This is a genomic window from Saccharopolyspora sp. 7B, assembly GCF_020177435.1.
GTDB classification, from domain to species: domain Bacteria; phylum Actinomycetota; class Actinomycetes; order Mycobacteriales; family Pseudonocardiaceae; genus Saccharopolyspora_C; species Saccharopolyspora_C gregorii.
The window spans coordinates 33,095-45,230 of record NZ_JAIUKC010000049.1 but is presented as its reverse complement, the minus strand read 5'-3'; the positions used below and the strand labels follow the sequence as shown (position 1 = coordinate 45,230).

Genomic DNA, 12,136 nt, shown 5'->3' with positions numbered 1-12,136 from the left:
CGGAACGGAACGCACAGCGGCGGGACGAACCCGCGGGGACGACTAGTGTCCGATGTGGACGGTTTGCCGGACTTCCCGGCGCGATGCGGCGATGCGCGACACCACGTACCTCCTCCGGGGCTCCGCGACCCCGCACGAATCGGCACGACGGTGCCAGTCTCCTGGCTCGCGGATCGGCACCGGCCTCCGGCCTTCCCGCCGGGGACCGGCAGTGGCTCGGGTGGAGGACGACTCCCCACTCACAGTGGCGGGACCGCGCCGGATTCGCACCGGCTTCCTGCACACCGTCGTTCGAACGGCTCAGAAGTTCGCAGCCCCGGTGGCCGATGTCAAGGCCGCGGCCACCGCCCGGAACCCGCACCGCGGTCGGCGGAACCGGTGTCGCCGCAGGTGGCGGACACCGGCGCACGCATCGCCGTTCGCGAATATGACATCGGCGACTCCGGCTCCCGCGCCCGGTGCTGCCACCTCACCGGACGCGGGATCACCGCGACCTCGCCGTGCGCCCGGCGGCTAGGCGGCGGGCCAGGAGGGGACGGCCGCGTCGAGGGCCCGCTCCACCAGCTCGCACGGGTCGGCGGTGGCACCGCTGGGGATCTTCGACTTCGCCGACACCGCCTGGTCCGAGTCGGCGGCCACGACCAGTTCGCAGGTGCCGTCGGCCTTCGGGTCACCGGAGTTCGCGCGCACCGCCGGGTGCCCGCCGATGGTCAGCTCGCCGAAGTCGGAGTACTCCTCGGCCGCGTCCTGGAAGTCCTGCAGCGACCGGTCCGCGACCACACCGACCTCCAGCCGCACGCTGTCCCGCGGGGTGCTCCAGGTGCACGCGCCCGCGCTCTCCTTGCCGCCCAGGTGGAATCCCAGCTCGTGCACCGTCTGCTCGGGCACCAGGTCGCAGGGCTTCTCCCCGCTCGCGTCCTTCGGGGAGTCGACCTGCACGCCGCCGCATCCCGCCAGCGACAGCGCGGCGACGACGGCCAAGCCGACCGAGCCGAGCCGAACCGCGCCGATGCGGGGCACCGCAACCTTCTCGTTCACACTCATCACGCCTGCCGTTGATCCGGTCCGGATCGGGTCGATCCGGAGAACTCGCGCCCTCCCCGCTGGACGCGCTGATCATGTCCCGTGCGTCCAGCGCGCGGCTCCGGCAGCAACGCGGTTTCGGCCGTAGCGCCCAAGAATCGAGCGACCGGCCCGGCGCACCGGCTGCCCCGAGCGGACCAGGACCACCGGCGCTCCCACCCCCGAAAACAGCCCCCGATGACGAGAACCCGCCAACTTCAGCGGGGGCGCGGCTCGACCCCGTTGACCACGTCGGCGGGCCGCTCCCCGGTCAGCACGGCGGCGAGCTTCGCGAACAACCTCCCGCGGAGGTTGTGGTAGGCGTCCCAGGTCACGCCCGCGGTGTGCGGATTGAGCAGCACGTCCGAGCGGCCCCGCAGCGGCGAGTCCGCGGGCAGCGGTTCCTGCTCGAACACGTCCAGCGCCGCGCCCGCCAGCTGCCCGGAATCCAGGGCCCGCACCAGCGCCCGCTCGTCCAGGACGCCGCCACGCCCCGCGTTGAGCACGTAGCCGCCGCGCCGCATCCGCGCCAGCAGCTCGTCACCGACCAGGCCGTGGGTGGCGGTGTTCAGCGGCAGGTGCAGGCTCAGCACGTCCGAGGCGGCCACCGCCTCGGCCAGCGGCAGGTACTCCCGGCCCGGCTCGGACGGCACCGGGTCGTGCACCACCACCCGGGCGCCGAAGCCGTCCAGGCGACGGGCCACCGCGCGCCCGATGTTGCCGAAGCCGAGGATGCCGACCGTCAGCGCCGCCAGGTCGCGGCCGCGCAACCCCTCCGGTCCCCAGCCGCCGGATTCCACCTTGCGGTGCCCGGCCGCGTAGTGCCGCAGCAGGTACAGCAGCGAACCGACCGTCCAGTCGGCGACCGCGTCGGCGTTGAACCCGGGCAGGTTCGCCACCGGGATGCCGCGCTCGGCCGCGGCGAGGTGGTCCACGCCGTCGAAGCCGACCGCGACGGACTGCACGAGCTCGCAGCGCGGCATCGCGTCCAGCAGCTCGGCGCCGATCCGCCGCTCCTTCTCCAGCGGGGCCAGCACGATCGTCGCGGTGGCCAGCGCGTCCAGGTGGGCGGCGGGGTCCTGCTCCGGCCCGATCTCGGTGATCCGCAGCCCGGGCAGGTCCGGCAGGTGCTCGCGCAACGACGCCTCGGTGATGTCGTTGAGGTCGTAGAAGCTGACGATGTGACCGGTCATGGTTCCTCTCTCGGGGTGTTCCGGGCGCGCGGAACCCGCTCCCCGCCGGTGGCGAGGAGCCGGGTTCCGCGTGGTGTCAGGAAGTGGCGGCCCAGATGCGCTGGAGCGCGGCGAGCATCCGCTCCTCGGAGCCCGCCAGGTGCGCGGTGAGCAGCGAGGTGGCGCGCGCCGCGTCGCCGTCGGCGATCGAGGACCGCAGCTGCTCGTGCGCGGTGCACACCGGGCCCAGGTCCTCGTCCTCGCTGTTGGTGACCGCAAGCATGCTGGCGAACAGCGGCTCGATCTGCAGCCAGATCGTCAGCAGCCTGCGGTTGCCGCTGGCCTCGTAGATGCCGCGGTGGAACCGCAGGTCGTGCTCGGCGAACTCGGCGGCCCGGGGCGGCGTGGCCGTCTCGGACATGCCGCGCAGCCCGCGGAGCATGCCCGTCTCCGAGCGCTGCTCGCCGAGACCGATGGCGCTGGTCACGGCGAGCGTCTCGATGGCCTGCCGGATCGCGTAGAGCTCGCGGACGTCCGCGGCGCTCAGCCCGACCACGTGCACCCCGCGGCGCTGCGGTTCGACCAGGTTCTCCAGCCGCAGCAGCTTCAGCGCGTCGCGGACCGGGCCCCGGCTGACGTCGAAGCTCTCCGCCACGGAGTCCTCGACGAGGTGCGTGCCCGGCGAGATCTCCCCGCGCACGATCCGGTCCCGGAGCGTGCGGGCCAGCCGCTCCCCGAGCGAATCCGCGCGGACGAGCGAGTCGGACATGCATCCTCCCTCGATCACATCGTCAACCGTGGACAATAGTGGTCGCCGCCAGCAGCTCGGTCACCTCGTGCCGGTGCGGCATGCCGCCCGCGCCCGTCCTGGTGACGCTGAGCGCGGCGGCCGCGGCGGCGACCCGGGCGGCTTCGGGCAGCGCGGCCCCTTCCGCGAGCAGCGCGCCGAGCGCCCCGGCGAAGGTGTCCCCGGCGCCGGTGGTGTCCACGGTGGACACCGGCACGGCGGGCACGCGCCCGAGCGAGCGGCCGTCGGCGGCGAGCTCCACTCCGCGCTCCCCGACCGTGACCAGCACCGACCGTCCGCCGGTGGACAGCGCGCGCGCCGCGGCGGCCGGGTCCCGCTCACCGGTGAGCTCGGCGGCCTCGTGCTCGTTGGGCACCAGCACGTCCACCGCGTCGAGCAGTGCGGCGGGGAACGCCCGCACCGGGGCCGGGGTGAGCACGACGGTGCGGCCGAGCCCGGCGGCTTCGACGAGCACCGGCACCGGAACCTCGCCTTGCAGCAGCAGCACGTCCGCGGTCGCGATCGCCGCCCCGTCCGCGGCGCTGAGCTCGGTGAACTCGTCGTTCGCGCCGCCGCAGAAGACGATCGTGTTCTCCCCGGCGGCGTCCACGGCGATGTCGGCGGTGCCGGTCGGCGCCGAGGTGCGCAGCACGCCGGACAGGTCGAGCCCGTCGGCCGCCAGCCGCCGGGCGAGGAAGTCCGCTTCGCCGTCCGCGCCGACGCGCGCGCGGAAGTCGACGGTCGCGCCCATCCGGGCGGCCGCCACCGCCTGGTTCAGCCCCTTGCCGCCGGCGAAGCGGTCCCGGCCGAGGCCGCGCACCGTCTCCCCCGGCAGCGGCCTGCGCTCGACCCGGACCACGGTGTCCACGTTGGCGCTGCCGAGCACGCACACGCGCCCGCCGCGCTCAGCCATGGGCGGCGACCGCGCGTTCCAGTTCGGCGCGCCCGGCGGCGTCCACCGGGTCGAGCGCCATCCGGCTGGTGCCCGCCTCGACGCCCTGCAGCGCCAGGCCGGCCTTCATCCGCTCCGGGTCGCCGCGCACCGCGTCCACCGCGAGGTCGACGCCGTCCTGCGCCCGGGACACCGCGGCCGGGTCCCCGGCGGCGCCGGCGTCGGCGGCCGCCACGAACGGCTTGGGCAGCACCGAGGCGACCCCGGAGACCACGCCGTCGATGCCGCGCGCGGTCACCTGCGCGATGTCCCGATCACCACCGGTGAAGATCTGGAAGTCCGCCGGGACCGCGTCCCGGTAGGCGGCGACCGCGTCCAGCGACTCACCGCTGATCTTGGCGCCGACGACCGCGGGCAGCGCCGCGATCCGGCCCAGCAGCTCCGGCCGGACGGCGTTGCCGGTGCGGTCGGTGAACAGGTACGCGTACACGTCGAGCCCGTCGGCGTCGGCGGTGGCGGACCGGAAGAACTCCACGATCGCCTCGTCCCCGGCGGGCAGGTAGTACGGGGTGAGCACCGCGACCGAGGTGGCCCCGAGCTCGCGGGCGTCGGCGATCAGCCCCCGCACCTGGAACGCGCTGGGCGCGCCGACGTGCACGACGACCCGCTTGCCGCGCAGCACTTCCAGGCTGAGCCGTGCGAGGTCGTGCCGCTCCCGCTCGGTCAGCGAGGGGAACTCGCCGGTGGTGCCGAGCACGAAAGCCCCGTCGGTGCCGGAGGCGGCGATGAACTCGAGGATGCGGCGCGAGGCCGCCAGGTCCACCGACCCGTCCGCGGCGAAGCCGACGGGGGCGGCGGTGAGGATGATCGGCCGGTTCGGCGCGGTCATGTCGGTCCTTTCGGGGTGGTCGGTCACAACAGGCTGGTTTCGAGGGCGGCGAGTTCGGCGAGGGTTCCGGGCGGCAGCGCGACGGAGGTACCGGCTTCGGCGCGGCTGCGCCGTTCCAGGTCGCCGGGCACCAGCACCCCGTCGGCGCGCAGCGCGGCGGCGACCCGGCCGGTGGTCGCGGCGTAGGCGTCCCGCTCGCCGACCGCGCCCGGGTCGAGCGCGATGATCGTGACACCGCCGAGGCCCGCCGGGTCCTCGTCGGGTCCGCGCAGCCGCGCCAGGCCGCGCAGCGAGGCGGCGGACCCGTCGGCGTGCGCGAGGCCGCCGAGCAGCGCGGCGGCCAGGGCCAGCCCGTAGCCCTTGTGCCCGGCGAGCGCGCCACCGAGCGGGGTCAGCGTGCCGTCGGCGTAGAAGTCCTCCGGGTCGGTGCCCGGCAGGCCGTCCGCGGTCAGCACGGCGCCCTCCGGCAACGGATCACCGGTGCGCTTCGCGGCGTGCACCTTGCCCTCGGCGATGGTCGACATCGAACCGTCGAACACGATCGCGCCGTCGGCGGCGGGGACGCCGACCGACCACGGGTTGGTGTTGAGGAAGGGCCTGCCGCTGCCGCTCCCGAACGGCGCCATGCTGCCCACGCCGGGTCCGGCGGCGCCGACCTGCACGAGCGCGACGAGCCCGCGCGCGGCGAGCCGTTCGGCGTACTCGCCGAGGCGGCCGATGTGGGTGCTGCGGCGGACGGTGGCGGCGGCGACGCCGAGGCGTTCGGCGGCGACGGCGGCCTCCTCGGTGGCCAGCGCGGCGGCGTGGTGGCCGAAGCCGTGGTGGCCGTCGACGACGATCGCCGCGGGTGTCGCGCTGACGACTTCCGCGCGCGCCCCGGCGACGATCAGCCCGCGCTCGATCTCGGCGGCGTACTGCGGCAACCGCAGCACGCCGTGGCTGGCGTGCCCGGAGAGCTCGGCCCGCACCAGGTGGTCGGCGACCTCGGTGGCGACCTCCGCGGGGGCGCCGAGCGCGCGCACGACGCCGCGCACCCGGTCGGTCAGCTCGCTGATCTCGATCACGCGGTCTCCTCGGTGGCGAGCGGCCGCAGCCGCGGCATGAAGAACGCGTAGTTCAGCGCGCCGAGCACGGCCACCCCGCCCGCGATCAGCAGCGGCACCGCGAACGACGAGGTGATCCCGGTGATCACGCCGATCAGGATCGGCGAAACGATCCCGGCGCAGTTGGCGGCGGCGTTCTGGATCCCGCCGAGCGAGCCGACGTGCGCGGCGGTGGGCGCCACGTCCGCGGGCAGGCACCACACGGACGCGGCGGCGAACGTGCTGGAGAAGTACGACACCGACAGCGCCACCAGCGCCGTGCCCACCCCGGGCGAGACCACGGCCAGCGCGATCACCGAGGTGCCGAGCAGCCCGCCGACGAGGCAGCCCTTGCGCGCCGTCGTGAGGTCGGTGCCGCGGCGCACCAGCCAGTCCGACACGAGCCCGCCCGTCCAGCCGCCGAGCATCGAGGCGATGCCGGGGACCATCCCGAGGAACCCGAAGTTGAGCAGCGTCAGGTCGTAGGTGTTCACCAGGTACGTCGGGAACCAGGTGATGAAGAAGTACGCGACGAAGTTGATGCAGAAGAAGCCGATCATCATCGACCACACGGCGCGGTGGCGGAACAGCGACTTCCAGGACACCGCCACCGGCTGCTCGGCGTCCGCGCGTTCCTCCTGCCCGGAGCGGATGTGCGCGAGTTCGGCGTCGCCGACCCGCCGGGATTCGCGCGGCGAGCGGTAGAAGAACCACCACCCGACGGCGTAGGCGACGGCGAGGCCGCCGGTCACCAGGAACGAGGCCCGCCAGCCGAAGCTCGCGACGAGCAGCGCGACCAGCGGGATGCACAGCGTCGAGCCGATCGGGTTGCCGTTGTTGAAGGTGCCGGAGGCGAAGCTGCGCTCCCCCTTCGGGAACCACTCGGAGACCACCTGGGCGGCGGCCGGGAACGCGGGCGCCTCCCCGATTCCCAGCAGCAGCCGCAGCACGACCAGCGAGCCGACGCCCCAGGCGAGGCCCATCAGCATCGTGACCGCGCCGAAGACCAGCGCGGACAGCGCGATGAGCTTCCGCGGCCCGAGCCTGCCCGCGAGGAACCCGGCGGGCAGCTGGGCGGCCGAGTAGGTCCAGAAGAACGAGGACAGCAGCACGCCGGCCAGCGCGTCGGACATGCCGAGGTCGGCTTCCATGTCCGGCAGCGCGACGCTGATCGTGGCGCGGTCGAGGTAGTTGACCGCGATGCCCAGCGTCACCGCGGCGAGCACCAGGTAGCGGTACCGGCCGACCTTCGAGCCGGGGGTGGCGCGGCCGGGCGCGCGCTCGCCGCCGGAGGTCAGCGAGTCGGATTCCATGAACGGTTCTCCTTCGAAACCGAACCGGTGGCCGCGTCGCCACCGGGTTCGTGAACCGTAAACCGTTAACGAAGACCCCGCAAGAACCGCTTCCCGGCGGGGATCGACGACCGGGCGAGCACCCCGGAGCGTCGATATTAGGTTAGGCTCGCCTAAGATTCAGTTCCGTCCCCGCCGACCAGTGAGGACCTCGACGTTGCACCCACCTGATCCGTCCCGCGGCGCCGCGGGCACCGGCTCCCGGACCGACCTCGACCTGCTGCTGAACCGGCCCGGCTCGCACGGCGCACGGCTCGACCTCGACGTGGACGCGCTCGCCGCGCACCTGCCGCTGCTCGACGAGTGCGTCGCCATGACCGCCAACGGCACCGCGCTGATCAGCGACCTCGGCACCTACGCCCCGCCCAGCTTCACCGGGGACCCGCTGCCGCTCGTCCCGGACGCGGTGCTGCTGCGGCTGCACCGGCCGTCGGTGCGGGCGTTCGTCGCGATGGACGCCGACGAGGGGCGCCACGAACCACCGGGGCTGTGGATGTTCGACCACCTGCACCGCGTGGTGCACCGCGGCTACCTGGTGTCGCACCGCGGAACCTTCGCCATGGACCTGCTGCGGATGGCGCGGCCCGCCGCGGCGGAGGAATCCCGCGCCGAACCGGCGGGCGACTCCTCCGACCAGCTCGGCACCCTCGACGGGCTGCTCGCCGACGCCACCTCCGGAGCCGACGCGGGGGTCGCGGTCGAACCGGCGCAGGTCGTCGACCTGCTCTGCCACCTGTGCGACACCGGGGTGCCGCTGAGCATCGGCGTGCTCAACCGCGGCTGCCTCCAGCTGCACACCGGCGCGCTCGACCTCGTCGAGCACCGCGGCAACATGATCACGATGGTCTCCGGCGGCTGCAACGCCGCCTTCCACCCCGCCGACCTCGCCGAGGCCCGCATCACCCGGCCGCACGGCGTGCGCGGTCCCACCTCCGTGGTCCGGCTGCACGCCGCCGACGGCCGCTGCGTCGCCGTCCTCGCCCAACTCGGCCTCACCACCCCGGCCCTCGCCACCACCTGGGAGCAGACCATCAGCGGACTGGTCGGCTGAGCCGGATCCGGCGGCCGCCCGCGGGCCGTCCGTCCCGCCTTCCTCCATCCCGCCCGGTTTCCGGTCCCTCGACGCGGTTCCGCCGCCACGCCGAGGAATTCCGGCGGTCCACTTCGGACTCGGCCCCCTGGTCGCCGCAGCGGGCGACGCCCCGACGCGTCCAGGCCCGGCGGCACCCCCACGCGAACAGCGCCGCACAACCGGCAGGACGACGACGCGTTCCGCAGCCGGCGTGCGGCGTCCACCGCTGATCGCGATTCGCGACGGGCGCGTGGTGTCGCGGGCCGGCAAGAAGGACGGCAGGTCGCGAACACCCTTGTCGTCGGTCATGTGGTGGAGCCGCGCGACCTGCGCCCGTCCCTGCATCTCCGCGTCGGCGTTGGAGGTGAAGTCCACCAGCAGGTTCCCGCTCGCCGTGATGAACGCGCCCCTGACCGGCACCCCGCGTCAGCCGAGGCGCTTCAGGTCGTCGTGGGCGCTGATCAGGTCGTCGACCAGGCGGCGGGCGTCGGTGGTGAGCGCGCGGAAGATCGGCCACGGCGTCGCCGCGTCGATCCCCTCCGCCACTCGCCGCTCGGCGAGTTCCGCCCCGCACCGCCGGGCGCGTTCGACGCGGTCGGCGAGTTCCCCGCCGTCGCGCAGGTCGGCCGCGGAGTGCACCTCGCCGAGGCTGCGGCACGCTTCGCCGACCGCGGACAGCAGCTCCCCGAAGGACGAGGTCCACCGCCGCTGCGGCTCGTCCTCGGCCTCGTCGTCGGTGTCCAGCGAGCGCGCGACCGATTGCAACTCGTTGATCACCCGGGTGAGCGCGTTGACCGTGTAGTGGTGCCCGGTGAACGACCGCGGCGCCCCGGCCAGCAGCTTGCGCGGGTTGAACCGCTGGGTCTCGGCGGCGTCGTCGAGGCCGTGCCGCGCGCTCGCCGCGAGCCCTTGCAGGTCCTGCGCGCGAGACCACAGCTCCTGGGCCCGGTCCCGGGACGGCAGGCCGTCGTCCACGGCCTCGGCGAACTCGTCGAGGCAGTTCGCGACCGACCGGCTCAGCGCGCGCACGCCGTGCTCGGCCGACCGGTAGCGCAACGGCGGGACCAGCAGCAGGTTCGTGCCGACGCCGACGACCGAGCCGAGCAGCACCAACCCGCACAGGGCGCCGAGCTGCGCCCAGCTGGCCTGCTGGTCCTCGGACTGCACGAAGTACTGGTAGGCGAACATCACCGCGACCGCCACCTGCCAGCCCTGGCTGCCCAACCGGCGCCACTGCCCGATGAGCAGGGCCAGCGCCACCACGAGCGCGAACACCGCGATGCCCGCGCCGCCCAGCGTGATGACCACCCCGGCCAGCACGATGCCCGCGACCATCGCGGCCAGGTACCGCACCGAGTGGTTCAACGACCGCGAGACCGTCGAGTGCACCAGCAGCACCGCCGAGAACGGGGCGAAGGACGCGGCCTGCGCCCCCAGGGCCCCGGCCGCGATCCACCAGGACAGGGTCGCGGCCACCACGCCCTTGAGCAGCAGCAGCCAGGTGTCGGCGTGGTCCCGGACGTGCTCGGAGAGCGAGCGCAGCCAGCGCCGGAGCAGTTCCGGCCCGCCTGCGGCACCTCCAGGTCCGGGCTCCTGGGACGTCACCCTCCGCCTCCTCCCGACGGCGCGATCGACGAGCACGCGTTCACCGGCCATACCCGGACGCGGGCTCCGCGCACACGTGATGGTGAGACCCACATCACTGACTGACCGAATGAACATTTTGGTCAGTATGGTCTGAGGCATGGGCAACGACACCACCGCGGGCCGCGCGCTCGTGATCGGAGCGGGCATCAGCGGACTCGCCACGGCGGCGCGGCTGCACCGGGCGGGCTGGACACCGGTGCTCGTCGAACGGGCGCCCGCGCGCCGCTCCGGCGGCTACTTCGTCGCGTTGTTCGGCGCGGGCAGGCACGCCGCGCGGCGGCTCGGGATCCTCGACGCGATGCACGACCGGTCCGGCACCGCGCAGCACCTCGACCTCGATCGGAAGGGTCGGCGCCGGCCCGGCACCTCGTTCGCCGACATCCCCGGCAAGCCGTGGGTCATGCTGCGCGGCGACGCGGAGCGGGCCGCGTTCTCGGCGCTGCCCGCGGACGCGGAAGTCCGGTACTCGACGGTGCCGACCGCGATCGAGCAGGAGCCGGGCGGAGTGGACGTGACCCTGCTCGACACCGCGACGGACACCACGACCACCGAGCGCTACGACCTGGTCGTCGGCGCGGACGGGCTGCGCTCCACCGTGCGCTCCCTCGTCTTCGGCCCGCACGAGGAGCACCTGCACCGGCTGGACTACATGATCGCCGCGTGCGAATACCCGGGCACGCCCCCGGGACTCCTGCCCGGCCAAGGCGCCACGCTGCTCGAACCGGACCGCTCGATGTGGGTCTTCGCGTTCACCGACCACGACCCCACCGTCCTGCTGACCTACCGCACCGACGACGTCGACGCCGAGTTCGCCCGGCCGCCCGGCGAGAGCATCCGGGCCGCCTTCAGACCCCGGCCGCTCGGCGGCACCCTCGGCGACGTGGTGGCCACGGCCGAATCCTCGGACCGGCTGCTGTTCGACTCGGTCGAGCAGGTGCGGCTCGACACCTGGCACCGCGGCCGGGTCGTCCTCGTCGGCGACTCGGCCTGGTGCGTCACGCTCTACGCCGGGATGGGCGTCTCGGCCGGGTTCACCGGCGCGGACCTGCTCGGCGCCGTGCTCGAACGGCACCCGGACGACGTCGAACGGGCCCTGGGCGAGTGGGAGACGATGCTCCGCCCGCACATCGAGCGGTTCCAGCGCAACGCCTTCGAGCAGCGCAAGATCTTCGTCGCGGACTCCCGGCGCCAGATCCTGCTGCGCCGGGCGATGCCGAAGCTGGCGAAGACCCGGCCGGGCAAGCGCCTGGTGCAACGGCTGATGCGCCAGGACGACGCGGTCACGGGAGCGAGCGTCGATATCGTGGGCGACGTCCTGGGGGAACCCGCACCGGAACAGGAGGCACCCGTTGGCTGACCTGCCCGAGCACGCTTCGCCGAAAGCGGCGCGCATCCTCGCCGCCGCAGGCGAGCTGCTGCTCGACCGCGGGAGCAAGGGCGTCACGATCGCCGAGGTCGCCAAGCGGGCCCACATCGGCAAGGGAACCGTCTACCTGTACTGGAAGACGAAGGAGGACCTGCTGCTCGGCCTGGTGTGCCGGGACTTCCTCGCGATGGCCGACGAAGCGATCGCCGCGGTCACCGCCGACCCGGACCTGGCACGGCCGTCCCGGCTGTGCCCGCGGATGCTGCGCACCGCCACCGAACGCCGGTTCGTCAGCGGACTGCGCAGCGGGGACGACCACCTGCTCGGCGTGCTGGCCGACGATCCCCGGTCGGCGGAGCTGCTCGCCGCGCTGGGGCCGGACGCGGTGATGGCCGACGTGCTGCCGATCTGGCGGGACCACGGGCTCGCGCGCACCGACTGGCCGCTGGCCGAGCAGGCGTTGGCGCTGCACGCGCTGACCACCGGGTTCGCCGCCGCGGCCGTTCGCCCGCCGCGGCTGCCGGTCGACGACCCCGAACGGGTGCTCGCCGCGGCCGTCACCGCGCTGCTCGGCCCGGAGCAGGCCGGTCCGGAGCAGGTCGCGTCGGCCGCCGCCGAGGGGATCCGGCACCTCGTCGCCGGGCGCGCCCTCGCGCTGGAGGTCATCTCCCCCGGCGCCTGATCGCGGCACGCCGGGCCCGCCGGGGACCCGTTCCGGAGATCGGCGGTGCGCGGATCCGCGGAGGCACGTTTCCCCGGCCCGCCCGGCGGCGACCCCTGGAAGGCGAAGGAAACTCCTCGCGAAAGGGGTCCAT

At 74.1% G+C, this 12,136-nt stretch carries 11 protein-coding genes, 1 pseudogene and 1 riboswitch; of the genes and pseudogenes, 3 read left to right on the top strand and 9 right to left on the bottom strand.

Annotated features, from left to right (window positions below):
* Nucleotides 1-133: 133 nt before the first annotated feature.
* Nucleotides 134-319, bottom strand: a riboswitch (cobalamin riboswitch).
* Nucleotides 320-513: 194 nt separating this feature from the next.
* The 7 genes from LCD33_RS09545 to LCD33_RS09515 all read right to left on the bottom strand — a co-directional run bounded on the left by LCD33_RS09545 (nt 514) and on the right by LCD33_RS09515 (nt 7,197).
* Complete coding sequence (locus LCD33_RS09545; protein WP_224956747.1) at nt 514-1,038, bottom strand: DUF3558 family protein; 525 nt, start codon at nt 1,036-1,038, stop codon at nt 514-516.
* A 242-nt stretch (nt 1,039-1,280) separates the two neighbouring features.
* Nucleotides 1,281-2,255: a 2-hydroxyacid dehydrogenase gene (locus tag LCD33_RS09540; protein WP_224956749.1), complete on the bottom strand. Its 975-nt coding sequence runs from the start codon at nt 2,253-2,255 to the stop codon at nt 1,281-1,283.
* A 76-nt stretch (nt 2,256-2,331) separates the two neighbouring features.
* Nucleotides 2,332-3,003: a GntR family transcriptional regulator gene (locus tag LCD33_RS09535; RefSeq protein ID WP_224956751.1), complete on the bottom strand. Its 672-nt coding sequence runs from the start codon at nt 3,001-3,003 to the stop codon at nt 2,332-2,334.
* A gap of 22 nt (nt 3,004-3,025) precedes the next feature.
* Nucleotides 3,026-3,934, bottom strand: coding sequence for a ribokinase (locus LCD33_RS09530; protein ID WP_224956752.1), 909 nt, complete (start codon nt 3,932-3,934; stop codon nt 3,026-3,028).
* The gene (locus LCD33_RS09525) at nt 3,927-4,802 is read right to left on the bottom strand and encodes a dihydrodipicolinate synthase family protein (protein WP_224956753.1); all 876 of its coding nucleotides are present in this window, start codon (nt 4,800-4,802) and stop codon (nt 3,927-3,929) included. Before LCD33_RS09525 ends, LCD33_RS09530 begins: the two co-directional genes overlap by 8 nt.
* A gap of 23 nt (nt 4,803-4,825) precedes the next feature.
* A complete protein-coding gene (locus tag LCD33_RS09520; protein ID WP_224966556.1) occupies nt 4,826-5,866 on the bottom strand; it encodes an Ldh family oxidoreductase in 1,041 nt (346 codons plus the stop codon).
* Nucleotides 5,863-7,197 carry an MFS transporter gene (locus LCD33_RS09515; RefSeq protein WP_224956755.1) on the bottom strand — a complete coding sequence of 445 codons (1,335 nt, stop codon included), beginning with the start codon at nt 7,195-7,197 and terminating at the stop codon, nt 5,863-5,865. Before LCD33_RS09515 ends, LCD33_RS09520 begins: the two co-directional genes overlap by 4 nt.
* Nucleotides 7,198-7,393: 196 nt before the next feature.
* Here LCD33_RS09515 and LCD33_RS09510 point away from each other — a divergent pair, with 196 nt between their 5' ends.
* Nucleotides 7,394-8,287, top strand: coding sequence for a hypothetical protein (locus LCD33_RS09510; RefSeq protein ID WP_224956756.1), 894 nt, complete (start codon nt 7,394-7,396; stop codon nt 8,285-8,287).
* A gap of 269 nt (nt 8,288-8,556) precedes the next feature.
* On the opposite strand, the pseudogene LCD33_RS09505 reads toward LCD33_RS09510, so the two are convergent.
* Nucleotides 8,557-8,731 (bottom strand): annotated as a pseudogene (locus LCD33_RS09505) (manganese catalase family protein); the annotation flags it as partial.
* Between the two features lie 3 nt (nt 8,732-8,734).
* Nucleotides 8,735-9,913 carry an aromatic acid exporter family protein gene (locus LCD33_RS09500; RefSeq protein WP_224956757.1) on the bottom strand — a complete coding sequence of 393 codons (1,179 nt, stop codon included), beginning with the start codon at nt 9,911-9,913 and terminating at the stop codon, nt 8,735-8,737.
* 139 nt (nt 9,914-10,052) lie between these two features.
* Here LCD33_RS09500 and LCD33_RS09495 point away from each other — a divergent pair, with 139 nt between their 5' ends.
* Nucleotides 10,053-11,312, top strand: a complete 1,260-nt coding sequence (locus LCD33_RS09495; RefSeq protein ID WP_224956758.1) for an FAD-dependent monooxygenase — start codon at nt 10,053-10,055, stop codon at nt 11,310-11,312.
* The gene (locus tag LCD33_RS09490; RefSeq protein WP_224966557.1) at nt 11,305-12,003 is read left to right on the top strand and encodes a TetR/AcrR family transcriptional regulator; all 699 of its coding nucleotides are present in this window, start codon (nt 11,305-11,307) and stop codon (nt 12,001-12,003) included. The genes LCD33_RS09495 and LCD33_RS09490 overlap by 8 nt, the downstream gene beginning before the upstream one ends.
* The last annotated feature ends 133 nt before the right edge of the window (nt 12,004-12,136 follow it).